Here is a 26,448-nt window from a genome sequence, read left to right as displayed (position 1 = left end):
CAACACAATGACGGGATACCGCCAGCAAAAGCCGAACATCGGCCTAACCGAGAGTCCGGATTTAGTTGACCACTACAAAACGCACCGAAGAAGAGCGGGATATCCTGAAAAAGGCCGCGCGGTACTTTGCAAGGGAGCCCGACTAAAGTACCGCTTTATCAATGAACACCGCTCTGTATGGCGTGTTATGACAATGTGTCGGGTATTGAATGTCGCTCGGGCAGGATTTTATGCATGGTTGCATCATCCCGTCTGTGCACGTGATAAAGACAACCAGCGTCTGCTGATGCTCATCCGCGATTCATATGCCCTGAGCGGTGGCGTGTATGGCTATCGCCGGGTTCATGGTGACCTGAATGAGATCGGCGAAACCTGCGGTAAAAATCGGGTAGCACGGCTGATGCAACTAAACCGGATCAAAGCCGTACGCGGCTATAAAGCGCCACGCAGGATAACCGGTAAACCTTCCGTCGTAGCGCCTAATCGTATACAGCGACAATTCACGGTTATGCGGGCCAATCAGGTTTGGGTGACCGATATCACGTATATCCGCACCTGGCAGGGCTGGCTGTATCTGGCAGTGGCCATCGATCTTTTCGCTCGTAACGTGGTGGGTTGGTCGATGAAACCGACCCTCTCCCGCGAGCTCGCGCTGGATGCACTGATGATGGCCTTATGGCGGCGTAAACCAGAAGGCGAGGTCATCGTGCACTCGGATCAGGGTAGCCAATATGGCTGTGACGACTGGCAGCGTTTCTGCCGGGCCAATAACCTAGCCCCCAGTATGAGCCGACGTGGCAACTGTTGGGATAATGCGGTCGCTGAATCGTTCTTCAGTTCGCTGAAAAAGGAGCGCATCAGAAAACGGATCTACAAAACCCGCGATCTGGCCCGTGCCGATATCTTTGATTACATTGAAGCGTTCTATAACAGGGTCAGACGTCACAGCCATCTTGGTGGCGTCAGTCCGGAGGCCTTCGAACAGGCCTCGTCGTGAGGACAGGAAATGTCTGCTGTCGTGGGGTCAGTCCACTTATTATCTGAATTCACGCTTACACATTAAGCAAGTAATAAATTACGGACTTGGGGCGTCGAGCAGAACCATAAGCTGATTAGCACTTAACTTCTCAATGATAGGGTATAACTCCCACACTGGAGCATTACAACGTTCAGCTATATCTACCAAACAACGAGTACCATCCGACCAAGTAATTAAATCCATCATAAGCCTAACCTCAGCCCCGCTCGATTTTGTAGATAAGGTAGGATAAAGACCTCGCTTACCTAACTGAGGCTCACAAAGAACAGTTACTTTTGGGAAATAATTTTTCTCGATAGCCTCTAAAGCTCTCCAAAGAGCATTAAATCCACCATCCAAACCTTCTGGTGTGACTACATTAATTAAATCGTCTAGCGATGTATGATACTCATCGTACATACCATACTTTGTTCGCATAATTGAAGCGATAGGTAAATCAACTCCAGGCGCACAATACTGACGCTCATCACTACCTCTATCGCCCCAGCTGTAACTCTTATAGGTTGGTGATAAGTTTTTTAATACGTGTTTTGCTACATTGTCACTCAATGTATCACCATTGCGGCTAGGCAAATAGGAATACTCACGGTTATCTCCAACACAACTTACGTTGAATCCAGCGATAACAGAACTTTTTAGATGGTCAATATTTTTACTGAGATAGGTTATTGAACCGATAGTTTCAGGAATAAAGATTAACCTATAGTTGTACCTAAGCTGTTCTGCTTCCTTAAGCTTTTTCGCTAAGAAAGTCGTAACACAAGGTCCAGAAAGTTCATTATTAGCCATCGATGGATGGCACACGTAAGTCGAAATAAAGACCTCTTTGGCTGATGAGCCTTTGACTAATATTTCACCGTAAGTAAGATTGCCATCAAATAGTTCTGAGTCTATAAAAACCTCATATTCACCAACTTCAAGGCGTTCTCTTTCTTCGTGTGTAAGGCAGAATCCCCATCTTTCCTTATAGTAGGAGGTAATGTAGGGAATAGCATTCGGCTGATTTGGAAGAGAATACAGATGTTCTTGTAACTCCGAAAGGCTTAACTTCTTACTAATTGGAGTGCTGTAGCCAACCAGATGAAGATTGTTCTTCTTGAATTCGCAAATCTTCTTCCCACTTGGAGTCACTATATAGGCATCTTTAACACGCCACTCCTTAGGTACCGTCCAGTCAAAGACAAGTGTCCCACTTGGAACATTAAAAATTTTAAGTTCAGGAATTTGCTCTTTAATAATCGCTAAAGTTTGCCTAACACCATCACCGGTAATACTCCGATTAATCGGCCAAAGTCGTTTAGCCAAATCGTGAATTTGCGATCCAATCATCTCTTTTCTCCAATTGAGTAAAGCGTTCCGAGAGCTTTACCACCTTCAATCAAACTCTCAACAAACTTGAACATATCCCGAGAATTGATCAGTCTAAGACCCGTCCCTTCCTTTGGCCTAAATCCTTTATACAATCCAGCACTCCACATCAACTCACCAGCAGGATTAACATCAGTTAGGACACCACGTTCAACATCTCTTACATAAAGTTCATAGGTTTTATTTTTAGTATCACCTAGTGAGTTAGTGTATTCGCCTGTGAATGACTTAAAGTAGCGATAATCAACACGCTTTACTTCTTCAACGTGATGATAAAAAGTCATACTATTTTGGTCTTCTAAATCCAGAGAACCAATCTTACCATTGAGCTTTTTTAAAACTCCAAAAGGTGAATCCTCAGCGTATCCGCTAACATTATCAATACCTTCAAATTCTGACACTTTGTAGCCTATGACTGCGAAGGAATATATAGGATGCCCCGTTCTTATAGCACCATCAAACTTCCGTCCGATCTCCGTTAACGCCCCCATTTGTGACTCAGAGGTTCTGATATCGAATGGCACACCTTTAGCAAAGTCGAAATTGAATAACGGCAAAATTAACGTGCCTTTGTTTCCAACAACATCGAGAAAACTTTCGAGAATGTCTCCTGGAGAAATATTAACTTTGTTCCTCCGAAACTCTACCAATGTCCTTTTAATGTTGCTATGAATTAGTACAGTATCGCCCTCTTCAAGACCAGAAGACTTCCATCTTTGCTGAAGTGTCTCAAGCATAATTTCTCCTTTGACCTGGTAGCATCGCTGCCACTTTTGTTATTCTAAGGAAAGTGCAAACAAGTGGTTCGTACCTTCATCATGAACCCCTTGCTCATGTTTACAATGTTCATCACTCCGATATTTTGGATTTTTCCGCAAAAATCGGGCTTTTAAGCGCTATTTAGCTTCACTTTCGAGGCTTATCTCGATTTTTGGGCGCAGCTATCCCATGCCTGTATCATCTGGTCTACTCGCAACAAGTTCGCCAGCGTGAACAACATTGCCAATTGGTTATCGTTCTTGCGTAGTCCCTTGAAACGCGCCTTCACAAAGCCAAACTGGCATTTGATAATCTGAAACGGGTACTCCATCTTGGCGCGGACACTGGACTTGAGCTTCTCAACCGCAATTACCGCCTTGTTTTTGCGAGGATGCTTCTTGAGTTCCCTGAGCTTGCCAGGACGCATAGCAATCGCCCATTCGGCCTCCACATCCGCCAGCTCTTCACGGTTTTCTGCCCCCTGATATCCGGCGTCGGCGAACACAGACTCTTCCTTGCCATGGAGCAGATTCCCCACTTGATTGAGGTCATGCTCGTTGGCGGCCGTGGTCTCCAGACTGTGCGCCAGGCCACTTTTGGCATCGACACCGATATTGGCCTTCATGCCGAAATACCACTGATTGCTTTTCTTGGTCTGGTGCATCTCGCCGTCACGCTTGCTTTTGGTTGAGCTGGGGGCCTCGATGAGGGTGGCATCAACCAGCGTGCCTTGCTTCATCATGATGCCTGCGTCAGAAAGCCACTGGTTGACGGCGTCGAAGAGCTGACGGGCCAACTGGTGCTGCACCAACAGATGGCGGAAGTTCATGATGGTGGTGCGGTCAGGGATGTCGTGGTCCAGGGAAAGTTTGGCAAACAGACGCATCGAGGCAATCTCGTAGAGCGCATCCTCCATGGCGCCGTCGCTGAGGCTGTACCACTGCTGCGTACAGTGAATGCGCAGCATGGTGTCGAGTGGGTAGGGACGACGCCCGTTACCGGCCTTGGGATAGACAGGCTCGATGACCCCAGCATCATCGCCCATGGGAGCAACGCATCCATACGGGCCAAGAATAACTCTATTACGGGTTTTACGGCGTTTTTCATTGGACTCGCCATCCGCGAAGGTGAGCTGATGACTCATGCAAAACCTCATCCTTGATACCAAGTGGGGCTCATGATCTCACACCGAGGACTTGTTCGCACCTTCCTTAAATGAAATTATCTGGTGGGGGTATATACAGCGTTATGTGTATATCCCCAATAGCGTTGTTACACCTACCGATGATTTGTCTATAAATCAGATGGTTACGTACCATGAGCAATGCGCATTTCTCACGTTTGCGTCGGATGATGATTTTTTTGCTTTGGGTGATTGAAGCTGACTCCAGGATGAGACATCACCATGTGCCGAGAATGTTTAGCTTTAACCCCCTCTTTGCGAATTCTGTGATAAGCGGTATGCGATGTTCTATGACGGGGTGCGATTTGTTGCGAACTTGCGGTGTTACTCGCTCCATCTACTTGCTATTTCATGCAATGAGATGCAAACGAGTTCCTTTGATTTAAATCCCTCGACGTTCGCGTCGTGCCGGTTCGATTCCGGCCTCAGGCACCATTAAATTGAAGAAAAAATCCTTACAGATTAAACGGATATGACGCTTCGTTGCGTCGTTTTTGTTTCTGCCCTCCAGCGTTTCCCCTCACTCACTTTTCCTTTCTTGTCCATTTCTTGTCTAAGCGACTTACTACTTCCTGCGACTCGCTGCAAACAATCTGCCCAGTCTTCCAACATAGCCAAGGACGTTTGGTAGACCACTGCTCCGGGCCTTTCCGGGGTCTATCTCTGGTGCTGAGACAAGTGCCGCTCACCGTTACTCCTTCCACTTCACCCCCTCCCAAACCCGCATTGAACCCCCTTTGAAACAGATATTAATCCCATGATCCAACCCATCATCGGAGGTATCTATGCAGACCAAATTTCGCTTTACCAATGCAGCCATCAAGGCTTTGCCCGCACAACAACGAGAGACTGGCGCTACTGAACTGGAGTTCTCCGATACAGAGGTCATCGGCTTAAAACTCTTGTCAGGAAAAAGCCAGGGCAGTAAGCGTTTCCTACTGCGCTATACCCTCCAGGGCAAGAAGCGCAGCATCGCCCTGGAGCGATTCGGAGATATTGACGCGTGAGCCAAGCCAGGGCCATCGCCCGCAAGTACAAGGCGATGCTGGCAGACGGCATCGACCCGGTAGCAGAGCGGGATAGCTACAAAACTGAGCCCACCCTTTCGGAGTTCTTCTGGCAGACCTTTTTGCCACACCTCAAGACCATCGGCAAACGATCGATCAATAGCGATATTCAGCGGTTTAAACACAATATCGAACCATGCTTTGGGGTCAGTCCATATTTCACATTTTCCTTTAAAGTCAGAATGATAAGTTGACGTTTCGATAGAGACCTCGGCACCAGTTATTGAAGAAAGCAATCAAAGAGTTACCAAGGCCACTAGCGATAGTGGCCTTTTTGTTTTTCCTCCGTGTTCACCCTTGATCCAGATGGCGCTGTTGTGCCCCCTCCCTGGATCACTGTGCCCGTGGTCGGCAGGCAGGGCATCACCGATTGGCGAGACGAAAAGCGCCGGCGGGCTGCCGGCGCTTTCTGGTCTTGTCGTATTCGACGTAGGGGCCTGGCTGAGCCTCGGTTTGCAGGAGATGGCCTGGCTAATAGGTCAGGTAGCTGCTGCCACCACTGCTGCTGCCGCCGGCATTGCTGCCATCGTCCCCGGTCGGGGGAGGGCCTGCGCCGTTGGAGGAGGCGCACGCAACCAGCATGAGCTGCGCTGCTATCAGGCAGATTTTCCATATTTTCATGATGTTGTCCTTTACTGCTTCGCCTGTCCCGCGGCCGCTCTGAAGGCGTCGGTCAAACCGGACACGCAAGCATGAGTTTAGTCCACCGCCTCTTTTTCATCCGTTGCTCACCCCTCTCGTGCCAGGTTCCCGTGCGGCCCCATTGGTTAGTTCCATGGGTTAGTTCCATGGGGCTGCCGTGGTCATGGCTCTGCCCCTTGACCGGCGCCGTACCCCTGATGGAAGCTGGGCACTTCTCACACAAGGACGAAGATATGGTACGGATCCTGGGCAAGGCGTCGTCAATCAATGTGCGCAAGGTGCTGTGGAGCTGCGCCGAGCTGGATCTCCCTTTCGAGCGGGAGGAGTGGGGGAGCGGTTTTCAGTCCACCCGGAGCGCCGAGTTTCTGGCGTTGAATCCCAACGGGATGGTGCCGGTCATGAGGGATGGGGACTTCACCCTGTGGGAGTCCAACAGCATCATCCGATATCTGGCGACGCGCTATGGTGACGGCTCGCTCTATCCCGCCGAGGTGCGGGCGAGGGCCAGGGTCGATCAATGGATGGATTGGCAGTCGTCGGATTTGAACCGCGCCTGGAGCTACGCCTTCATGTCGCTGGTGAGGCTCTCCCCCGCCCATCAGGACAGTCAGGCGATTGCGGCGAGTTGTGCCGAGTGGTCCAGATACATGCAGATCCTGGACAGGCAGCTCGAGGCCACCGGCGGCTATGTGGCCGGGAGCCGCTTCTCGCTGGCGGACATTCCCGTCGGCCTGTCGGTGAATCGCTGGTTCCATACGCCCTTCGATCGCCCGCCACTCGCGGCGGTGAGCGATTACTACGCGCGCTTGAGCGAGCGTCCCGGTTTCTGTCTGTATGGCAATAACGGAACGCCATAAGCGGCAGTGCGAGATCGGCCGCAGTGCCGCACCTGCTGACCTCGATTGGTCAGCGCCGCGCGCCAGAACCCCGGCGCCTGGCAGGGCGACTTGTCCTGTTAGCGGGCGCCTAGGCGAAAGGCGCGGCTCGCCCATAAAAAAATCCGAAACCCAAGGTTTCGGATCCTGGCCCGGGGGGCATTCACAGAGAGTGCTGAAAGAAGCGGGCTCAGCGGCTCAGCTGCGGATCTTGTTGTAGACAAACAGCACTATCAAGGCACCCACGGTGGCGATAAGGATGCTCGGCAGGTTGAAGCCGGTGACCGTCCCCATGCCCAGCAGGGTGCTCACATAGCCACCCACCATGGCGCCGATGACCCCCAGGATCACCGTCATGAAGAAACCGCCCCCATCCTTGCCCGGCATGATCCATTTGGCCAGGATGCCGACGATCAATCCCAATACAACCCAGGTTAGAAATCCCATCATTTCGTCCTCATTTGTGTGCACAGACACAGAGTATATGCAGGGTTCGGCGTTGCATCCTGCCTGGGGAGGGGACAGACATTGTCATATGGGCATCCCTCATCCTGAGGGCGAGCCTCACTCGGGGAGAGGGCGACTCTCGAGCCGCTGGCCCTGCGGGGAGCAGCTCAGCACGGATCCCTGCTCGAACCAGTCTCCCAGCACGATGCGCCGCGCCGGTTTGCCGTCCAGCACGAAGTCATGGACGGCGGGCCTGTGGGTGTGGCCATGGATAAGCAGCCGGCAGCCATGCTGGCGCAGCAGGGCATCGACCGCCGCCGGGGTCACATCCATGATGGTCTGTGGCTTGCCGGCATTTTCCATCTGGCTCTGGCCCCGCATCTTGCAGGCGATGATCTGGCGGCGGCTGAGGGGCAGGCGCAGGAAGAGCCAGCGCAGCCATTTGAGCTGGGTGATGCGGCGAAACTTCTGATAACCCTCATCCAGGGTGCAGAGCAGGTCCCCGTGGCTCAGCAGCACCCGCTCCCCGTAGAGATCGATGACGCAGGGGTCGCCGAGCAGCGTCATGCCCGCCCGTTTGGCAAAGGCCTTGCCCAGCAGGAAGTCGCGGTTGCCGTGGATGAAGTAGATGGGCACGTCCTGCCGGCTCAGGGCTAGGAAGGCCTCGGCCACCTGGCGGTGGAGCGGGTTGGGATCGTCGTCGCCAATCCAGAATTCGAACAGATCACCCAGCACATAGAGGGCATCGGCCTTGGGGGCGTCACGCTCGAGAAAACGCACCAGTGCGGCTGTCATGTCGGGCCGCTGGGCGCACAGGTGAAGGTCACTGATAAAAAGGGTGCTCATGATGTGGGATGAGTGCTCTTGATGGGTTCCGGGCAGAGGGGGGCAGGGGAGTCTGCCGGCGTGGGCGAGTCGCACTGGGATGGGGCCTGCCAGTGGAGCGCGGCAAGGTCGCGCCCCTCCAGGGTCAGCAGGGCGGTGTAAGGATCGCCGCCAAGCCCTAGCAGACGGCAGATGGCGGCCTCTCCCTTGAGTCCTGCCTCGAGGCGAAGGCGCAGCACGGCCTGATAGAAGTCGTGGCCAAAGTGCCCTAACAGGGCGGCCATCAGGCTGAGGTGACGCCAGCCGTTGAGCGTCTCGAGCCGCGCCGGGGTGACATAGAGCTCCACCGGCCAGCGCGCCTGGTCCGGGCCTGTCAGGGTCTGCTCCATCAGCCACACCTGGTTCCCCTTGTCGCTGGCCGTCCAGCCCTGCTCGCGCAAGAGGGCGGCGAGGCGCGCGGGCTCAGGGTGCTGGCAGAGCACATCGAGATCGCTGCCGGGCCGATCGAGCCCGATGGCGACTGTGCTCACCAGGGCCAGGTCCTGGCACAGGCGCTCAAGTACATCCCACACACCACTGCTTAGCAGGGCGTGGGCGGAGCGCTGACGGGGATTGCCCCGGGCCAGGTAGTCGAGGCGGCGCCAGTTGACCGGGGTGCCCTGCGCAGATGGAAAAACTGCGGCCGGGGCCGCAGTTGTGTCAGTGCCGAGGAGGCGACAATCACTCAGCAAGGGTCACCTTGGTGATCACCACGTCTTCGGTCGGCACGTCCTGATGCATGCGGCCGTAGTTGCCGGTCTTGACGCCCTTGATCTTGTTGACCACGTCCATGCCGGCGGTGACTTCACCGAACACGCAGTAGCCGAAGCCCTGGGTGGTGGGGGACTTGAAGTCCAGGAAGTCGTTGTTGTTCACGTTGATGAAGAACTGGGCGCTGGCGGAGTGTGGCTCGCTGGTGCGGGCCATGGCGATGGTGCCAATCTTGTTGGACAGGCCGTTGGCCGCCTCGTTCTTGATGGAGGCGCGGGTCTCTTTCTCTTCAAAGCCAGGAGCATAGCCGCCGCCCTGGATCATGAAGCCGTCGATGACGCGGTGGAAGATGGTGTTGTCGTAGTGACCGTCACGGCAGTATTGCAGGAAGTTGGCCACGGTCTCGGGGGCTTTTTCCGCGTTCAGGGTCAGGGTGATGTCGCCGTGGTTGGTGTGCAGAGTAACCATGATATGTCCTTTCAAATGTTGCGCGAGCACGAAGCCGCTCGCGGCTGTTGCATGGGCTATGGCCTAAAGTGGTGGCAATTCTAGCCCATCGAGGGGCTGCGGCATAGATGGCATGGGGGATCCGGCGCTTTTTCTGCCTCGTTTTCTCCACCGGATACGGTTAGAATGTCAGGCCATTTTACTCACAGGCAGTGGTCATAAGATGCTGAAGATATACAACACACTCACTCGTCAAAAAGAAGAATTCAAACCTATCCACTCGGGCAAGGTGGGCATGTATGTGTGTGGCGTCACCATCTACGATCACTGTCATATCGGCCACGGCCGCACCTTCGTCTCCTTCGACGTGGTGGCCCGTTACCTGCGTTACGCCGGTTACGATCTCACCTATGTGCGCAACATCACCGACGTGGATGACAAGATCATCAAGCGCGCCGCCGAGACCCGGGTCACCTGTGACGACCTCACCGAGCGCCTGATCGGCGACATGCACCAGGACTTCGACGCCCTCGGCATGCTGCGCCCTGACATCGAACCCCGCGCCACCCAGCACATTGGTGAAATCATCGCCCTGGTCGAAACCCTGCTGGAAAAAGAGCACGCCTACGTGGCGGACAACGGCGACGTCATGTTCATCGTCGAATCCTTCGCCGACTACGGCAAGCTCTCCGGTCAGGATCTGGAGCAACTGCAGGCCGGCGCCCGGGTCGACGTGGTCGAAGCCAAGCGCAACCCCCTGGACTTCGTGCTGTGGAAGATGTCCAAGCCCGGCGAGCCGACCTGGGACAGCCCCTGGGGCCCGGGTCGCCCCGGCTGGCACATAGAGTGCTCCGCCATGAACTCCAAGCACCTTGGCAACCACTTCGACATCCACGGCGGCGGCTCGGATCTGCAGTTCCCTCACCACGAGAACGAAATAGCCCAGTCCTGCTGCGCCCACGGTGGCGACTATGTCAACACCTGGATGCACAGCGGCATGGTGATGGTGGACAAGGAGAAGATGTCCAAGTCCCTTGGCAACTTCTTCACCATCCGCGACGTCCTGGCCCATTTTGACGCCGAAACCGTGCGCTACTTCCTGATGTCCGGCCACTACCGCAGCCAGCTCAACTACTCGGAAGAGAACCTGAAGCAGGCCCGCGCCGCCCTGGAGCGGATGTACACCGCCCTGCGCGATCTGCCGGTGGCTGCCGCCGCCGGTGGCGACGAGCAGGTGGCCCGCTTTGTCGATGCCATGGACGACGACTTCAACACCCCGGAAGCCTACTCCGCCCTGTTCGACCTGGTGCGCGAGATCAACCGCCAGAAGGCCGAAGACATCGCTGTCGCCGCTGGCCTGGGTGCCCGCCTGCGGGAACTCGGCGCCGTGCTCGGCATCCTGCAACAGGATCCGGACGCCTTCCTCAAGGGCAACGAAGCGGATGACGAAGTGGCCGAGATCGAGCAACTGATCGCCCAGCGCAACCAGGCCCGCGCCGACAAGAACTGGGCCGCCGCCGATGCCGCTAGAGCCCGTCTCACCGAGATGGGCATAGTGCTGGAAGACAGCGCCGGCAAGACCAGCTGGCGCCGCGCCTAAGGCCGGTGGCGCTGCTCGCGCCAACAGGTTGAGCCAATAAAAAACCGCAGCCCTGGGGCTGCGGTTTTTGTTTGTGGCCTGTCGGAGGGCTGGCACCTTCCCTCTCTTCTGAATGGCATGGCTTCGCCATGCAGGACGCGAGTGCTCCGCCCTCGACAGGATTTCGCCGCCGCTGCGCGGCTTGGCGAGTGACTTTTGAAAGACCAAAAGTCACCAAAAGTCTTCTCCCCCGGCAAACCGCCCGCTTCGCGGGTTCCCTCGTTTCGTCCAACGGGTCGGACGGAGCGCCGCAGACGGCACATCCCTGTGCCGGCTGCGGCTGCGCCATCATCCATGATGGCGCTCCTGACCCGTTGAACTCGACTCGGCGGTTTGCAGGGGGAACCAATACCGTGCCCGACTCAGACAGGGGGAGCAGCTCGCCGAACTGTTGGCCACTATGCGGTTCTCAGAACAATGGTGGCCCCAATTTAGGTACTCATTATTTTCTCCAGCGTTCGATAACTTGTGCGAAGGCAACTTCGCGCCACGGTTCCTTCCACTCCTTATGAACCTTAACGCTTTGGGAATGAGGTTCGGGGGCCGGGAGTGGCATTTTTATTACTGCTGGGAGCAGTACTGCGTCACCAACCACAACGCACTCACCCGGAGCTAGGTTCGGCAAAATTTCCGTTATCGCGTTAGAGTTGTCGGGAAAGAGCCGCCGAATGTAGGCTTGATCAGCGTCATTTGTAAGGCGTAAGGACATAAAATTGTTGCACTGGGCGAAAATTGTCTCTGATACCTCAGAGGGCCGCTGACTTACGACCATCAGGCTCAAGCCGTATTTTCGTCCCTCCTTTGCGATCCTCTCAATGGACTTGCGGGACGCCCGATAGGCTGCAAGATTATCTCGGGGTACGTAGTTGTGTGCTTCTTCGCAAACAAGCATAACTGGGATGTCATTGAGCTTGCCTTGTGCATGTTGCAATTTGGAATAGTGGAAGCAAAAGTCAAAGATGAGGCGAGAAATCAGGCTGACAGTGATGCTGAGAACCTCGAAAGGAATGCCACTCAAATCTACGATAGTGACGTTAGCCTTATCGAGGTAGCCGATAAACTGCTTCATCAATACTTCAAAGTCTGCCGTTACGTGAGTCTGTCCATCAGGCTTCTTCGCATTTAGAAGAAACCTGAGACGCCTGTCACCCAGCTTCGCCTCCAACCGGGAAGTGAACCTATTAAACTCTCCGTTGAATGGCCCATTGGTCGCTCTGGTCGCAGCTGCGGTGGAATTTGCAATGAAGTCGTGGATCTTGTCGAAATAAATGTTCCGATCAGTCACCAATTTTCCATCAGCCAGCTTAGGCTTATCCTCCCCGGCTAATCGTCCAATAACCTCTCGATTCAGGTTTTCAATAAAGTAGTATACCTCCTTGATTGAAAAATAAACTGGAGTGTCGTAAGTAACCTCCGGAATATCCGGGTTATGCATTTCTTTATTTAATGTGACAGCATGTTTAAATTGACTAACTTGATTATGAGAGTTTGCTTCATTGCTTTCAATGAACATGCTTTCCAACTCTTCCGAGTTCATAAGCCAGTAGGGAAGCTGTAAAGAGTCGATGTCGAGTCGACTTAATGTAAAGAGTTCATCTTGATCAAGGGTAAATGCTGCGGAATATTCATCATGAATATCGAAAATCACTATGTGAGAGTTATTTTGTTCTCCCTTGCTCTTGTTTTTATGCTGGGAAATACCAACAACGTTTTGCAGCATACTTGCAACTGTACATGACTTACCAGAACCAGTCGAACCAACAACAGCGATATGCTTGCTAAAAAATCTATTTCCATTGATCATGAGGTCAATAGATTTATTCATGGAGAGCTTTCCTAGTGGAAAATTGTGTTCTCCATCAGCTGAGAACATTTTGTCGAGAGTGTTTTTATCCACGAGGAATGCATGCTCTGTCGGAACAGGTAAAAGAAGACTACCACGATCAAATGTCCTGTCTTCAAGCAAAGTCCCTATGGCTTGGCATTCAATCTGAAAATTCCAGACTGGCTGTCCGTTTATATCGTTGGTATTTGTTCCTTTAATATTTCGGATAACGGCGATTGTAAAGTCATGGTTTCCTTGTGCAATCTTTAAAAAACGACCAACCTGTAGTCCTGCCTTATTTTGCTCGAAGGTTTCTAGGTTATCTACCGCGACAATGACTGCTTCTGGCGAGCATGAAAGCACAGCTCCAATTTTAATATGCATAATCTATCCCCATTACATATCTGATTTCACGAAAATTTTCGGTGTCAAGTATCTCTAAGTTTATATCTTGGACGTTTAAACTCTCGATATTCCCATGCCCGAGGACAAATAGATCATCCGCTTTTTTATTAATCGTGATATTCTTGTAATCATCCCAGCGAATAAATCTTAGAGAAAATTCCTTTTTGTCCTTTATCATCATTGGTTCTCGCAAGAAATGAACTTCTGAAAAATTTATTACTGGGCGACCATGGTTCGGTATTATATCTTTCGCAATTAGTCGCTCCGCAATCTCATCAAATTCTCTTTGTGGAATGTCTAATGCGAATAGTGGTATCTGCGTATGCGCGACCTTAAAATGGTATTTGTCGATGAACGATTTTATAAAAATGACAATTTGATCGTCAAATTGGTCCAAAAGTTTAGGGAATACGACTAAGTGACGTAAGCGAGCATTTGTGTTTAAGTTACCTTTGAGTTGCTTACGCCGCATATCTAGAATTTTTTGTCGTGTTTTAAGTGCCAACGTCCATTGAGATATAGCTGTAGCTTTTATTTTCCTTAGCGAATCAAAAAATTCCTTTTTGGTAATTCTTCTCAATTTTGCATCGTGCTTAACACTTAAATCGGCAATCATTTGAATTGCATTAGGGTAAAATAGCACTTCCACTTCACTTTTGTCGAAGCCCATGTCCACAAGCTTCTCTGAATTTTCTGTCATCAAGTCATCGTATTTAGGCGTTACAGAAATAGAAAACACCTTTAGGAAACCATCAACATCAACGCCATCAACTTCTGCAGTTAAGTCTTTCAATGCTTTATTTTTAGATTTGATCGCAGCATTAAGTTCTAATGCAGATATTTTTATCTCTGGATTGTTAGGGAAATGTGCAAATAAGTGATAACTTATTTTTGCGTTAGGGTTGGATTTATACTGCTTCATCATTTGAAGTAACGGGTGATAAAGAATGCTTGGAGTATAATTGTCTTGGGTTTCGTGATATTTACACTGAATTGCCTTGGTGCCTTCAAAGTTAACCACCTCTATGTCTTCGACAATTCCCTCTATAGTAATCACGTCTTCATCCTCCGCAATTATTAATTCGGAGAGTGTCTGATTAAATTGGTACAGAAAGCCTTGAATAGTATAGTCTGCTGAACGGCCCATTTTGACCCCTACAAGTTGATTTTAAATATCATGGATACCAAATTTGGGGGGGGGCTGGAATCCAATTATAAAGGACCATAGGTTCGATTAGCGAAGCGTAATCGGACGTATGAGAAATAAGGTTTTATTACGGTGAAATATTCACTATCGAGCCTTCAATATAAAACTGTTTCCTGATAGGGGTTTGTGCCGCTTTCTGTTGTACTCATAATGATTTTTTCACCCATGCAACCACGTTGATGATTCTTGTTTCATCGGTGCGGCAATCTGGCCTCGCCATACGGCGGGTGAGGGGCCGGATCAGAGATAACGTCTCTCCCGATCACAGCCTCGAATACACCGGATGCTGTTAACCAGTCTCGGTGCTGCAGGTTCGGTGTTGCCCCCTGTTGTTCGCCGAGGTGAGCCCGTTTGTCCAGGCCGCGAGGCAGGACGCCGAGCGAGCGGCGCTGGGCCAGGGATGGCCCATCGGCGCGTGCCGTTGGACAAAGGGGTGAACCGAGGGCATCCGACGGAGGAGGGCGAACAAGCGGGGGTGGCCTTTCTTTTGGTGACTTTTCTTTGGCCACGCAAAGAAAAGTCACTCGCCCAAGCCCGAAGGGCGGGCGAAACCCTGTCGAGGGCAGCGCCCTCGTGTCCTGCATGGCGAAGCCTTGCCGATGCTACGGCCAACGACATCCCTCAAGGTAATGACGTTACTCTACCCCTCACCCTAGCCCTCTCCCGCAAGGGGAGAGGGGATGGTTACCGTGGTGCAATGCGCTCTGCTTATTGGCACCCTACCTGTCTCCCCCAAGGGGTGAGGGGACGGTTACCGTGGTGCAATGCGCTCTGCTTATTGCACCCTACGTCTCTCCCGCAAGGGGAGAAGGGGATGGTTACCCTGGTGCAATGCGCTCTGCTTATTGCACCCTACGCCTCTCCCGTTGGGGGGAGGGGATGGTTACCGCGGACGATTACGCTTCGCTAATCGACCCTACTCGACCCTGCTTGTCCCGGGGCCGACGGAAACCCCATCGAGGATGGAATCCTCGCCCCTTGCCGCAGGCGCGGGATGCCGGGCTGGCATCCGCCGAAGCTCGGGTATTCGGCCAAATTCCGTCGCTGCCGCCCCTGGCTGTCGCTACCACAATGCGCCGCTGACCCTGGCTTAGGAAAAGGGGCCAACGGGCACCCACCCCCATCCTACGGAGCCGAGGGGGCCCGATCCATGTATATTGCTGACTCAAGTGTCAGAATCGACAGGTTTTTTGCGCTGGTTCAAAGTTATAGCCCCATGCCCGGGGTGGGGCGGGGCCACAGGCCCTGGCGGGGGGCGCGCCAAAGTGTGAACGGGGTGGTATTTCCCCGGCCTACCCCTTTCTCGCACTTGTCTGGCGTGCCCCGAGTTGGCTAAGGTGGTCGCCCATCACATGCAGGTAGTGGAGAGCGGCATGGACAAGATATTGCAGACCCTGTCGGAGCGGGTCACCCAGGCGCGGGATCTGGAGAGCCTGACCCGGCCCCTGCTGGAGATGCTGGAGGCGGTGACCGGGCTGGAGTCGACCTATCTCACCGAGATCGATGAGGGGCAGAGCACCCAGCATATTCGCTATGCCCGCAACGTGGCTGGGCTGCAGATCCCGGAAGGGGCGGCGGTGGACTGGAGCGATACCCTGTGCCGTCGGGCCATCGACGAGGGGCGCCTGTTTACCGACAACGTGGCCGAGTGCTGGGGAGATTCGGATGCGGCCAGGATCATGGGCATTCGCACCTATCTGAGCAGCCCGGTGCGCACCTCGTCCGGCTCCCTCTATGGCACTCTGTGCGCCGCCAGCGCCGAGCGCAAGCCCATGGTGGCAGGCTCTGAGCAGCTCATCGGCTTCTTCGCCCGGCTCATCGCCGAGCATGTGGAGCGGGAGCAGTTGCTGCAGCAGTTGCAGCGGGCCAACGACGAGCTGTCGCGCCAGGCTCTCTGTGACCCCCTGACCGGGTTGCCGAACCGCCGGGCCCTGATGCAGGAGCTGACCCGGTTGTTCTCCCTCTCGGATCGGGCCGGGCACCCTGTGCTCATCGCCTTCATCGATCTCGATGGCTTCAAGCAGATCAACGACATCCACGGTCACGAGGCGGGGGATCGGCTGCTCACCACCATGGCGCGTCAGCTGGGCTCCGCCCTGCGCAGTGGAGACATGTTGGCGCGGATGGGGGGCGATGAGTTCGTCGCCGTGGGCATGGGCCCTATCCCGGGGGAGGAGACGGTCGAGGGGGCGGTGCGGCGCTTCGGGCGTCGGCTGTTCGAGCACAGCGTGCTGCAGTTGGCGCTGTCATCCCGGGTGCTGCACTACCCCGGGGCCAGCGTGGGAGTGGTGGCGGTCGATCCGGCGCACACCAGCGTCGATGAGGCCCTGCGCCAGGCCGATGCGCGCATGTATGAAGTCAAGCGCCAGCGCCGCGCGCTGGGGTGAGGGGCACCTGGCATCCAGGGCGCCCCGACCCATGGGAGTGAGGCCAGGCGCCGCGCCCTTGATGCCGCGCATTGTTGCCCCCGCGCCCGGGATGCTAGGATGCGTCTCCCTCAACACAGGCACTCTCTACCATGGCAAACCCTGTTATCGGCCATTACCGCGCCCTGGCGGCGAAAGTGGCCACCCTCTTTGCGGAGATCTGTGAGTTTCAGCAGCGCATCTGGGTGGTCAGCATCATCAAGGATGCCTACACCGACACCTTCATCGTCAACGAAGGCAGTTTCGAGGAGCCCATGCAGTGGATGCACCGCAAGGGCTACAGCGCCGAGATGCTGGCCCGGGTCGATGCCATGGCCCGCTCCCAGGTTGTCCAGCTGGAGCTCGGTGGGCAGTGTCACCGCCTGATGCGGGTCAAATAGCGGGTCAAAGTCCCGATTTTGGCCCGAAGGGCCAGAGCCACAAGGTTCGGGCCACTCACCCCGCTGCCTGATGGCCACTCCTGGCGGGGTTGCCCGGGTCATGACTTCTCGGTGGTGCGCTCCGGTTTCAATGCCCCCGAGTAGACGCAGATGGCGGAGTTGTAACTGTTGTAGGCGACGGCGTAGTTGAAGTCGCAGAAATAGGCCGGGTGCTTGGTGGCCACCGTGTCGCCCGCCTTGCATTTGTCCTGCATCCCCTCCACCAGAGAGTCATTGTTGGCGCCAAGACAGGCCTTGCCCGTGGTCTTGTCGCCGCCGCACGCCATCAACAGGGCGCAAACCGAGATACTCATCAACCACTTCACTGTGCCTTGCATGTTCAATCCTGAGCTGTTCAAACGCGATGCCGGTGCCATGGGCGCCGGGGTGCTGGGAGAGAGCGCCTGGGGATATGGCGCCCGGGTGCTTGATGCCTTGCAGTCGTGCGCGCCGCCATCCCTTGCCCGAAGTGAGGGCCAACAGACTCCCGGCGCCATTTTAAGGGCCCGTGACGCTCCACGTCACCCCTTGTGGTGACAAGTACCTGATATTCAATGGTGTTTGTGAGGGAGTTCAAGCGGCTGGCGGGCAAGGGAGGGGCTGAGCAAGGGGAGCCCGGCCCAGAAAGAGAGAGGCCCATGACGAGCCTCTCTGCTGGCATCGAAGGGCACTAGGGCGCCGGGAAGTACTTGTGCTGGATCCGCTGGAACTCGCTGCTGGCCAGCACCTGGGTCAGGCCGTGCTGGAACTCCTTGACCAGGGCATCGTCCACCGGATGGCTGAAGGCGAAGCAGAACTGCTCCGAACTCAGCACCCAGCGCACCTCGAACAGGGCGGGATCCAGCTGCTGGGCCTGGATGAGATCCATCAGGGTGGCCTTGTTGCTGGAGATGAGGTCGACCCGGCCCGAGGTAAGCATCCGCAGGGCCTGGGGGAGGCGGTTGGCTGTCATTATCTTCTGCTCGTCGAAGCCGCTGTTGAGCAGCAGCTGCTCCCCCACGTCGGCGCGCACGGCCCCTATGGTGTGCTGCTGGGCATCCTCCAGCCGGGCGAGCTTGAGGGGATGGCTGGCCAGCCCCATCAGCACGATTTCGGCATAGCCGATGGGGCAGGCCCACTTGAACAGGGGATCCCGCGCCTCGGTGCGGGCGGTGGTGAAGAGCACCACGTTGGGCTTCTGGGTCAGCAGGTAGTAGCCCCGGGCCCAGGGGAGGATGCTGATCGCCTGGGGCGGGGTGCCGGTCTTCTGCCACACCTGGTGCAGCAGCTCGATGGCAAAGCCGCTGGGAGTGCCATCTTCCCCGGTGAAGTTATAGGGTTTGTACTCTTCGGTGAGGTAGTGAAGCTTGCCAAGGGCCGGGCTGGCGCTGGCCTGCCCCATCTCCCCCGGCCCGCCCCAGAGTGTGGCTAAAAGTGTGGCCAGGAGAGCGGTTCTGTTCCTGATCCTTACTATCCCTGTTCTCATCCTGACCGTCCTGCTGCCGAGTGCCCAGCTTCAAGTGTTGCCAAGCCACGGGGTTTCGCCACCCGAAGGGACGAGCCATCACCGTTGTCGTGCCAGGGCGTGGCGCAACAGGGGGGGCGACAGCGCGCGCCATCACCAGGCCGGACGGGTATGGCCTATGGGCTTGAGGGCCTGATCGCGCAGGCCGACCAGCAGGGTTGCGCCGTCCGGTTGCAGCCTGAATTCGCCATAGCGCGCCTGCTCGTACTGGGCGGCCGTCCCCTCCTCGAAGAAGAAGGCATCCGGCCCAATCCACCACTGACCCTGCTGCCAGCGAGCCTGCAGCAGGCGCTGGTCCGGGGCCAGGGTGTCGGGGGCGCCCCCCTCAACGCGCTGCGCCACCTGCTGTTCATCGAGGCGGATGACCAGGGTCTGGGTGGCGGCGCCCTCCTGGTGTGGGCTCCCCAGCTGGCGGGCGAGGGCGTAGCTCAGGCGCATATAATCCCCCTGCATCAGGGAGCGAGGGTCGACCGGGGCCAGCTCCAGCAGCACGGTTTCGCCGCTGCTGATGGCGTGCTCGAAGCGCCAGACGGTGACATTGATGCCCACCAGGATGGCGAGACCGGTCAGCAAGAGTCCAAAGCGTTTCATGAGGCGATCTCCTTGCCGAGGATTTTCAACAGCTGGCGGGTGCCGAGCAGCAGGGCGCCCGAGCCCAGCAGCAGCCAGGATTTGGTCATCAGGGTCAGCCCGAGATCGTAGTAGTAGAGGGAGCCAAAGCCGAGCAGCAGCAGACCGGCCAGGGTCATGAGCCCGAGACTGCCGGCATAGAAGCCGAGCACCAGCACCAGGGCGCCGGCACCCATGCCGGGGATGATGGCGCTGATCACCACCAGGGGCAGGCCATAGAGCAACGGCAGTTTCAGTTTCACCATGACGGCGAGCAGCAGGGCGGCGCAGAGCAGGGGATTGAGCCAGAGTGGCAGGCGGGAGAGCCCGAGCTCGTCGAGCGCGCTGGTGCCGCCGTCCCAGAGTGGATGGTGCAGTCGCCCCAGCACCAGCAGGGAGAGTGCCAACCCCAGGGTGAGGGATTCATAGAGCGAATGGCGTTCTGGGTAGCGTTCGGCCTGCAGCCAGCAGAAGGTGAGGGCGGCCATCACCAGCGGCAGGGCCAGCAGTTGCAGGCCGAGGCAGGCGAGCCCCATGGTCAGCAGGATAGCGGCGGCGAAGCTGTGGAAGAGGCGAACCAGCCAGTGCTCGAACAGGGCGGCGATGGCCAGCGACAGCAGGGCCAGTCCCAGCCAGAGCGGGGCCGAGTGGGGGTCAATCTGGTCGATGAGGCCATAGAGCAGCCAGGCATCGGCCGCGAGCGCGAGTGCCAGCACGAACTGATCCCAGAGATCGCTGCGCCGGGCCAGGCGGTTGAGGCCGAGGGCGGCGGCCATCAGCAGGGTGCCCATGACGAGGGCGTGGTTCGGCTCGCGGACCAGGCTCTCGAAGGCCATGAACAGGAAGAACAGCAGGAAGAGGGCGGCCAGCCAGCCCACCATGCCGAGCAGGAAACGGCTCGACCAGTGCGGTTGCTCGTCCCGGGGGGCGTCGCCCTCCACCAGATGGGCGGCCCGCAGCCTCTCCCAAGGGCTCAGATCAGACATGCTGCCTCCGTTGCTGTTGCAGCCAGCCGTTGGTGAGGACCGAGAGACCGGTGGCGACAGGGGCCTCGGCTGGCAGGTGCTGCCCAAGGGCTCAGATCAGACATGCTGCCTCCGTTGCTGTTGCAGCCAGCCGTTGGTGAGGACCGAGAGACCGGTGGCGACAGAGGCCTCGGTCAGCTGGTGCTGCCAGGGGATCGGATCAGACATGCTGCCTCCGTTGTTGTTGCAGCCAGCGGCTGGCCATCACGGAGAGGCCTATGGCGATGAGGGATAGCAGCAAGAAGCCGTTCATGTCCGGCTCCATCCACTTGCCGAGCGCCGCAAGAGTGACGGCGATAAGGCTCAGGCACCCCATGGCGAGCCCGGCGATGAATCTGTGGTGCCAGCGCAGGTAGGCGGCGCCCAGCCAGGCGAGCCAGGCGGGCCAGACCCAGGGGGAGGCGGCATCGAACAGCGCCAGCAGGGCCAGCAGGGTGACCCCGAGCCCGGCGGCCAGCCCCGGGAGCCAGGAGGGCATGAGCGCGAGCCGGGCGGGGGCCAGGATGAGCGCCCCCCAGAGGGCGGCGTTGAGCAGGGTCAGGCACCAGCCGAGGGCCTCCTCGTTGAAGGAGAAGAAGAGGTCGATGAGGCCGAGGCGCCAGTAGAGCACCAGCGCCAGCTGGCCGAGCAGCCAGGCGAGGGTCCAGAGCAGGGGGCTCCTGCCCAGCGCCGCCAGGGGCAGCAGCAACAGGGCCCAGGTGGCGAAGAGCTGCCAGGGATCGGCACCTGTCTGGTAGGTCTGACCCACCAGGGCCAGCAGGGCGCCTATGTTGAGGGCCACCGCCAGCAGCAGGGCCTGGCGCGGGGTGTCGGCCAGGGGCTTGCGCCAGAGCACCAGCAGCATGGCGAGCAGGGGCAGCTCCAGCAGGGCGAGGCGGGAGAGACGGCCCAGGGCCTGCCAGTTGAAGGCGACGAAGAACACCAGGCCCGCCCCCAGGCAGAGGCAGCCGAGCCAGAGCAGCAGCCTGTCGAACAGCCACTGCCAGCGCACCGAGGCCGGGGGCAGATCGCACAGGGCGAGGGCGGCGGGCAATGACTCCCGGGGGAGACGACCGCGTCTGACCCAGTCGAGCAGGGTCTGTCTTGAGGTGAGGTGCATGGCGAGGCTCCTGAAGCCGTCGTGCCTGAGAGATAAGGCATTATGGCACGGCACCGCGTCCCGGGGCAGACCCCGGTGGCGCTGATGCGACAGGGGCAGGGCATGAGTAACAAAAAAGCCCCGACCGGGAGGAGGGGCCTCTGATGACGGGCAGACGGGGATATGGATGGGTGCTCACGCCCATCCCGTCCCCTCGTTGCTGGTGGTTCAGACGAAGATCAGGGTGCTGGCGCCCAGACCCACGAAGAGGATGGCGCAGGCGATGCGGATCCCCTGGAGGGGCAGCTTGTCGGCTCCCAGCTTGCCAAGCAGCACCACGGGCACGTTGGCCAGCATCATGCCGAGGGTGGTGCCGGCGATGACCTGGGTCAGGGAGTCGTACTTGGCCGCCAGCAGCACTGTGGCTATCTGGGTCTTGTCACCGATTTCGGCGATGAAGAAGAGCACGAAGGTGGCCATGAAGGGGCCGTATTTGTCGAGCGAGCTCTCTTCATCCTCCATCTTGTCCGGCACCAGGATCCAGACCGCCATGGCGATGAAGGCGCCGGCGACCAGCCAGGTCATCACCTTGGGATCCATCCAGCGACTGATGAACTCCCCTATCCAGGCGGCCCCCGCATGGTTGAGCAGGGTGGCGACCAGCATGCCGGCGATGATGGGCCAGGGTTTGCGAAAACGACAGATGAGCAGCAACGCCAGGAGCTGGGTCTTGTCGCCGATCTCGGCGATGGCCACGCTCAGGGTTGAGGTTAACAAGGCTTCCATAAAAATGACCGGGGGACGGAATTGTTATAAACCAGAGACAAGCCTGCGCCATCCGTCCCCGGTATTGGCACTGGCCCGTCAAAGGTCTTGTCAAATCCGGCATTGCCCGGATCACCCTGACCATGGTGAGTTGGCACCAAGTATGTTGATCAGGATCGCGCACCGGGTTGGCACCCGTGGCGAGACTACTCCCCCTCGATGGGAGCCGGCATTCTAGGGAAAAACGTCCTCTGGAGCAAGGTGTGTGGCGGGAGGCTCCCCCTTCACCGATGTGATGTGACCGGCGGCGCCCTCCCGCTCGGCCTTGATCTGCTCCCCTTTGTTCCCTGGCTTTCTGTGCACCCTGGCATCAGGGCCGGAGCGGCGTGTCCGTGGCAGGGGCGCAAAGCGGCAAACAAAAAAGCGTTGTGAAACAAGCAACAAGCTCCGCTGCCCAGAGCCCCCGCGGGCGAGGAAAAATGGCGTAACACCAATTTCCCTCTGCAGCAAAAAAATAAATTCGCAACTGTCAAATCTGACAGCAACTACGCTTAGCCAAAAATAAATACGCCACCATGGCGAGTGCGTTTTCAAGACCGGGACAGGTTGAAGTTGATGTGCCTTGCAGAGGCATCACGGATGACGGTGATTGACTCTGACTATCTCTCTTAAATGGATTTAAGGGGTTTAAAATGGGGGTCGATGTTTTAGGGTCAGGTGTCGTCGACATCTGGCCACAGGGGCCGATGTGTCCCATGGCAATCGACGGCCAGCGGCGCTCCAGGGAAGGGGATGCCAGCAGCAATCCTGTCACCGTCGAGACCGCCCTCGGCGCTGTGAGCGCAGAGTCACCGCAAGCTGACCTTATCCCACCACTCTTTCGCAGTACAACCCCATCCGGCAGCGGCCTTGGCGCACCTGCCGCAGGGCAGGCCGGCGCCCGGCGCTGCAAGCAGGGCATACGCCAACGCGGCCACCAGGGCCGCCGTCACACCACTGCCCCCGCCAGCCTGCCTTGTCCCCATCAGCAGCATCCTGGCCCTGATGCCCCGTTTTCGAGCACCGCCAGATCGCAGGATGGCGCCGCGCCGAATGCGCCCCGCGCCGTGCCGAGCGGCCATCGCCGTCCCTTGTTGACAGCAGAGGATGGTGGCCCGGCGACAGATTTCACCACGCAGCTCAGGAAGGGGGTCTATGGAGAGAACCGCCCGCCCCTCATGACTGCTGGCCCAGATCCACTTTGTAAGACAGACGGGACTCATCCCTCGACCCGTGCGAGGCAGATGCGCCCTTGTCACCCCCAGCTCCTCAGCGATATCGCACTTTCCCCCACTTTTTAAAGGAACTTGCTCATGGCCAACATCAATGGAACGAACAGAAACGACATCATCAACGCCACTGCGGGCAACGATGCGATCAATGGCGGTGCCGGGGATGACACCATCAATGCGGGGGAGGGCAACAACCAGGTCGATGGGGGCTCGGGCAACGACACCATAGCAGCCGGTGCCGGCAATGACGTGATCGACGGCGGCAGCGGCAACGATCTCATCAACGCGGGCAATGGCAACAACACGGTCGACGGGGGCTCGGGCAACGACAACATCACCACCGGCAGCGGCAATGACAACATCGACGGCGAGAGTGGCAACGACACCATCTTCGCCGGGGCGGGCAAGGATGTGATCCTCGCTGGCGAAGGCAACGACACTGTCTATGGCCAGGACGGGGACGACGTCATCTACGGCGAGGCGGGAGACGATCTGCTCGATGGCGGCGATGGCAACGACTACATCAACGGCGGTGATGGGCGCGACATTGTCTACGGCGGCAAAGGGAACGATCGGCTTGTGGGTGCCGACCAGAATGACACCCTCTACGGTGGCTCCGGGGATGATGTGATCGGTGTCGACGATGCCTGGCGCTGCAACTTCAGCCGCGAAAACGGTCAGGATGTGATCTACGGCGATGGCAAGAACTCGGCCAGCGGCGCTTGGTTGAGCGGGGCAGACGAAGTGGGGAGCGATCTCATCTACTCCGGCCGTGGCAACGATCGCATCTATGGCGACAGCGGGCTCGGTGGTGCGGTCGGCGGCAATGACAGGATCTATGCCGGTGGCGGCAATGACGCCGTGTACGGAGAAGGGGGCAACGACCTCATCTACGGCGAGGACGGAGACGATCTGCTCGACGGCGGCGCCGGTGACGACACCCTCAAGGGTGGTGACGGCCGCGATACCGTCTATGGCGGCCTCGGTGCCGATACCATCAGCGGCGCTGATGGCCGCGATCTGCTGTATGGCGGCTCGGGGGACGATCGCATCGGCAACAATGACGACAACGGCTGGCGTCACGGCTACTTCAGCGAAAGTGGTGGCGACATCATCTATGGCGATGGCAAGGACTCGGCGTCCGGCCTCGTCGGCGCCACAGGCAATGACTTCATCTTCTCCGGCCAGGGCAACGACACGCTCTACGGCGACAACGGCAACAACTTCGCAGGGGCCGCTGCCGGAGGGGCCGATACCATCTATGCCGGCAGCGGCAATGACACCGCCTATGGGGAAGGGGGGGATGACGCGCTCTTCGGTGAAAAAGGCAATGACACTCTGTATGGGGGAAGCGGCGCCGACGAGATAGCCGGTGGTCTGGGGGCCGACACCCTGAGTGGCGGCAGCGGCGCCGATACCTTCATCTTCACCGCCGAGCTCAGCCAGTATCATCATCACGGTTGGCATGGCTGGGGTGGCTGGCATGGGGGTTATGATCACTACGATCTGCAGAGCTGGTCCGACTCCACCACCATGGGGATGGACACCATCACCGACTTCCTGAGCATCAAGGATCTCGGCGCAAACCCGCTGATCGCGGCCGGCGGCCCCGACAAGATCGATCTGGTCCAGCTGCTCGGAGACGACGTCGACCTCAAATGGGGTGGCACCACCCCGACCGCCTACGGCGTGTGGTTCAAGCACGAAGGCGGCAACACCTATGTCTATGCCGATATCAGCGGCAATCCGGCCGTGGCCGAGCTGGCGTTCAAGCTGACGGGCATCCACCACCTGGTGGTGGGGGACTTCCTGGGGGTGATCAGCCAGGGGCCGATTGCCAATGCAGACAGCAATGCCAGTGATCCCCTAATCGAAGCCGGCGGGGTGGCCAATGCCATCCCCGGTGACCCCAGTGCCAGCGGCAACGTGCTGGCCAATGACACCGATCCTGACCTGCCCTTTGACACCCTGACCGTCTCTGCCGTCAACGGTAATAGCGGTAATGTTGGTGCCGTGGTAGCCGGCACCTACGGCACCCTGACCCTCTATGCCAACGGCAGCTACAGCTACGTTCTCAATAATATGGACAGCGATACCCAGGGCATCGCTCAGGGCCAAATCGTCAACGATGTATTCAACTACACCATCATGGATTCGGCGGGCCAGACATCGACGGCCACCCTGACCCTTAGCATCACCGGCAGCAACGATGCGCCGGTGGCGACCTTCAGCGCCGCTCAGGCCGTCGTCGAGGATGACGCGCCCATTGGCGGCAGCCTGACCGCGAGCGATGCCGATGTGCTGAACACCACGGCCACCTATGCCCTGGTGGGCCCGGCAATCGCCGGGTTGGCGATTGCCGATGACGGCACCTGGAGCTTCGACCCGGGCCATGCGGCCTACCAGTACCTGGCCGAGGGCCAGGTACTGGAGATCACCGTGACCTACAGCGTCACCGACGACCAGGGGGCCAGTGACACCGAGAGCTTCACCATCACCGTGACCGGCACCAACGATGCGCCGGTGGCGACCTTCAGCGCCGCCCAGGCCGCCGTCGAGGATGACGCGCCCATTGGCGGCAGCCTGACCGCGAGCGATGCCGATGTGCTGAACACCACGGCCACCTATGCCCTGGTGGGCCCGGCAATCGCCGGGTTGGCGATTGCCGATGACGGCACCTGGAGCTTCGACCCGGGCCATGCGGCCTATCAGTACCTGGCCGAGGGCCAGGCGCTGGAGATCACCGTGACCTACAGCGTCACCGACGACCAGGGTGCCAGCGACACCGAGAGCTTCACCATCACCGTGACCGGCACCAATGACCGGCCGGTGGTGAGCAATGTGGCGGCAGCCGCCACGGAAGATGGCAGCAC

At 57.6% G+C, this 26,448-nt stretch carries 22 protein-coding genes and 2 pseudogenes; 8 read left to right on the top strand and 16 right to left on the bottom strand.

Features of this window, described 5'->3' with window-relative positions:
- Nucleotides 1-77: 77 nt before the first annotated feature.
- Nucleotides 78-997, top strand: a pseudogene (locus HB860_RS09985) (IS3 family transposase); the annotation flags it as partial.
- Between the two features lie 78 nt (nucleotides 998-1,075).
- Here the strand turns inward: HB860_RS09985 and HB860_RS09980 are convergent.
- From HB860_RS09980 to HB860_RS09970, 3 genes and pseudogenes are all read right to left on the bottom strand, one after another.
- Nucleotides 1,076-2,368: a DUF4910 domain-containing protein gene (locus HB860_RS09980; RefSeq protein ID WP_247626535.1), complete on the bottom strand. Its 1,293-nt coding sequence runs from the start codon at nucleotides 2,366-2,368 to the stop codon at nucleotides 1,076-1,078.
- Nucleotides 2,365-3,144, bottom strand: coding sequence for an AAC(3) family N-acetyltransferase (locus tag HB860_RS09975; RefSeq protein ID WP_247626534.1), 780 nt, complete (start codon nucleotides 3,142-3,144; stop codon nucleotides 2,365-2,367). The genes HB860_RS09980 and HB860_RS09975 overlap by 4 nt, the downstream gene beginning before the upstream one ends.
- Nucleotides 3,145-3,326: 182 nt before the next feature.
- Nucleotides 3,327-4,310 (bottom strand): annotated as a pseudogene (locus tag HB860_RS09970) (IS5 family transposase).
- Nucleotides 4,311-5,134: 824 nt separating this feature from the next.
- Between HB860_RS09970 and HB860_RS09965 the strand changes: the two are divergent.
- Nucleotides 5,135-5,356, top strand: coding sequence for an Arm DNA-binding domain-containing protein (locus HB860_RS09965; protein WP_247626532.1), 222 nt, complete (start codon nucleotides 5,135-5,137; stop codon nucleotides 5,354-5,356).
- Nucleotides 5,353-5,610 (top strand): Arm DNA-binding domain-containing protein, encoded by a 258-nt coding sequence (locus tag HB860_RS09960; RefSeq protein WP_247626531.1) that lies wholly within the window; start codon nucleotides 5,353-5,355, stop codon nucleotides 5,608-5,610. The genes HB860_RS09965 and HB860_RS09960 overlap by 4 nt, the downstream gene beginning before the upstream one ends.
- 277 nt (nucleotides 5,611-5,887) lie before the next feature.
- On the opposite strand, the gene HB860_RS09955 is transcribed toward HB860_RS09960, so the two are convergent.
- Complete coding sequence (locus HB860_RS09955) at nucleotides 5,888-6,037, bottom strand: hypothetical protein (RefSeq protein ID WP_162519245.1); 150 nt, start codon at nucleotides 6,035-6,037, stop codon at nucleotides 5,888-5,890.
- A 254-nt stretch (nucleotides 6,038-6,291) separates the two neighbouring features.
- Between HB860_RS09955 and HB860_RS09950 the strand changes: the two genes are divergently transcribed.
- A complete protein-coding gene (locus HB860_RS09950) occupies nucleotides 6,292-6,915 on the top strand; it encodes a glutathione S-transferase family protein (protein ID WP_247626530.1) in 624 nt (207 codons plus the stop codon).
- Nucleotides 6,916-7,131: 216 nt separating this feature from the next.
- On the opposite strand, the gene HB860_RS09945 is transcribed toward HB860_RS09950, so the two are convergent.
- From HB860_RS09945 to HB860_RS09930, 4 genes are all read right to left on the bottom strand, one after another.
- On the bottom strand, nucleotides 7,132-7,380 hold the full coding sequence (locus HB860_RS09945) for a GlsB/YeaQ/YmgE family stress response membrane protein (protein WP_139437507.1): 249 nt from the start codon (nucleotides 7,378-7,380) through the stop codon (nucleotides 7,132-7,134).
- 117 nt (nucleotides 7,381-7,497) lie between these two features.
- Nucleotides 7,498-8,226 carry a UDP-2,3-diacylglucosamine diphosphatase gene (lpxH, locus tag HB860_RS09940; protein ID WP_139437402.1) on the bottom strand — a complete coding sequence of 243 codons (729 nt, stop codon included), beginning with the start codon at nucleotides 8,224-8,226 and terminating at the stop codon, nucleotides 7,498-7,500.
- Nucleotides 8,223-8,936 (bottom strand): DUF4269 domain-containing protein, encoded by a 714-nt coding sequence (locus HB860_RS09935; RefSeq protein ID WP_247626529.1) that lies wholly within the window; start codon nucleotides 8,934-8,936, stop codon nucleotides 8,223-8,225. The genes lpxH and HB860_RS09935 overlap by 4 nt, the downstream gene beginning before the upstream one ends.
- Complete coding sequence (locus tag HB860_RS09930) at nucleotides 8,926-9,423, bottom strand: peptidylprolyl isomerase (RefSeq protein WP_025327420.1); 498 nt, start codon at nucleotides 9,421-9,423, stop codon at nucleotides 8,926-8,928. The genes HB860_RS09935 and HB860_RS09930 overlap by 11 nt, the downstream gene beginning before the upstream one ends.
- A 202-nt stretch (nucleotides 9,424-9,625) precedes the next feature.
- Between HB860_RS09930 and cysS the strand changes: the two genes are divergently transcribed.
- The gene (cysS, locus tag HB860_RS09925) at nucleotides 9,626-11,002 is read left to right on the top strand and encodes a cysteine--tRNA ligase (RefSeq protein ID WP_247626528.1); all 1,377 of its coding nucleotides are present in this window, start codon (nucleotides 9,626-9,628) and stop codon (nucleotides 11,000-11,002) included.
- 481 nt (nucleotides 11,003-11,483) lie between these two features.
- Here cysS and HB860_RS09920 read toward each other — a convergent pair whose 3' ends face one another.
- A complete protein-coding gene (locus HB860_RS09920; protein ID WP_247626527.1) occupies nucleotides 11,484-13,250 on the bottom strand; it encodes an ATP-binding protein in 1,767 nt (588 codons plus the stop codon).
- A complete protein-coding gene (locus tag HB860_RS09915) occupies nucleotides 13,240-14,418 on the bottom strand; it encodes a hypothetical protein (protein ID WP_247626526.1) in 1,179 nt (392 codons plus the stop codon). Before HB860_RS09915 ends, HB860_RS09920 begins: the two co-directional genes overlap by 11 nt.
- A 1,433-nt stretch (nucleotides 14,419-15,851) precedes the next feature.
- Between HB860_RS09915 and HB860_RS09910 the strand changes: the two genes are divergently transcribed.
- On the top strand, nucleotides 15,852-16,865 hold the full coding sequence (locus HB860_RS09910; RefSeq protein WP_247626525.1) for a sensor domain-containing diguanylate cyclase: 1,014 nt from the start codon (nucleotides 15,852-15,854) through the stop codon (nucleotides 16,863-16,865).
- A 131-nt stretch (nucleotides 16,866-16,996) separates the two neighbouring features.
- A complete protein-coding gene (locus HB860_RS09905; protein ID WP_139437392.1) occupies nucleotides 16,997-17,284 on the top strand; it encodes a hypothetical protein in 288 nt (95 codons plus the stop codon).
- A 98-nt stretch (nucleotides 17,285-17,382) separates the two neighbouring features.
- Here the strand turns inward: HB860_RS09905 and HB860_RS09900 are convergent, their stop codons facing one another.
- The 6 genes from HB860_RS09900 to HB860_RS09875 all read right to left on the bottom strand — a co-directional run bounded on the left by HB860_RS09900 (nucleotide 17,383) and on the right by HB860_RS09875 (nucleotide 22,325).
- Nucleotides 17,383-17,637 (bottom strand): hypothetical protein, encoded by a 255-nt coding sequence (locus tag HB860_RS09900; RefSeq protein ID WP_041204490.1) that lies wholly within the window; start codon nucleotides 17,635-17,637, stop codon nucleotides 17,383-17,385.
- A 356-nt stretch (nucleotides 17,638-17,993) separates the two neighbouring features.
- Complete coding sequence (locus HB860_RS09895; RefSeq protein WP_432612675.1) at nucleotides 17,994-18,767, bottom strand: substrate-binding periplasmic protein; 774 nt, start codon at nucleotides 18,765-18,767, stop codon at nucleotides 17,994-17,996.
- 153 nt (nucleotides 18,768-18,920) lie between these two features.
- The gene (locus HB860_RS09890) at nucleotides 18,921-19,418 is read right to left on the bottom strand and encodes a GDYXXLXY domain-containing protein (protein ID WP_247626523.1); all 498 of its coding nucleotides are present in this window, start codon (nucleotides 19,416-19,418) and stop codon (nucleotides 18,921-18,923) included.
- The gene (locus tag HB860_RS09885; RefSeq protein WP_247626522.1) at nucleotides 19,415-20,422 is read right to left on the bottom strand and encodes a DUF4401 domain-containing protein; all 1,008 of its coding nucleotides are present in this window, start codon (nucleotides 20,420-20,422) and stop codon (nucleotides 19,415-19,417) included. The genes HB860_RS09890 and HB860_RS09885 overlap by 4 nt, the downstream gene beginning before the upstream one ends.
- 199 nt (nucleotides 20,423-20,621) lie before the next feature.
- Nucleotides 20,622-21,560, bottom strand: a complete 939-nt coding sequence (locus HB860_RS09880) for a DUF2157 domain-containing protein (protein ID WP_247626521.1) — start codon at nucleotides 21,558-21,560, stop codon at nucleotides 20,622-20,624.
- A gap of 207 nt (nucleotides 21,561-21,767) precedes the next feature.
- Complete coding sequence (locus HB860_RS09875) at nucleotides 21,768-22,325, bottom strand: TMEM165/GDT1 family protein (protein WP_247626520.1); 558 nt, start codon at nucleotides 22,323-22,325, stop codon at nucleotides 21,768-21,770.
- 1,331 nt (nucleotides 22,326-23,656) lie between these two features.
- On the opposite strand from HB860_RS09875, the gene HB860_RS09870 reads away from it, so the two are divergent.
- The coding region (locus tag HB860_RS09870) for a calcium-binding protein (protein ID WP_247626519.1) at nucleotides 23,657-26,448 on the top strand (2,792 nt) is incomplete at its 3' end.

The organism is Aeromonas genomosp. paramedia (assembly GCF_023093515.1).
Taxonomy (GTDB): Bacteria; Pseudomonadota; Gammaproteobacteria; order Enterobacterales; family Aeromonadaceae; genus Aeromonas.
Note: the sequence above shows the minus strand (reverse complement) of the source record. Positions and strands in the feature narration are given on the sequence as shown.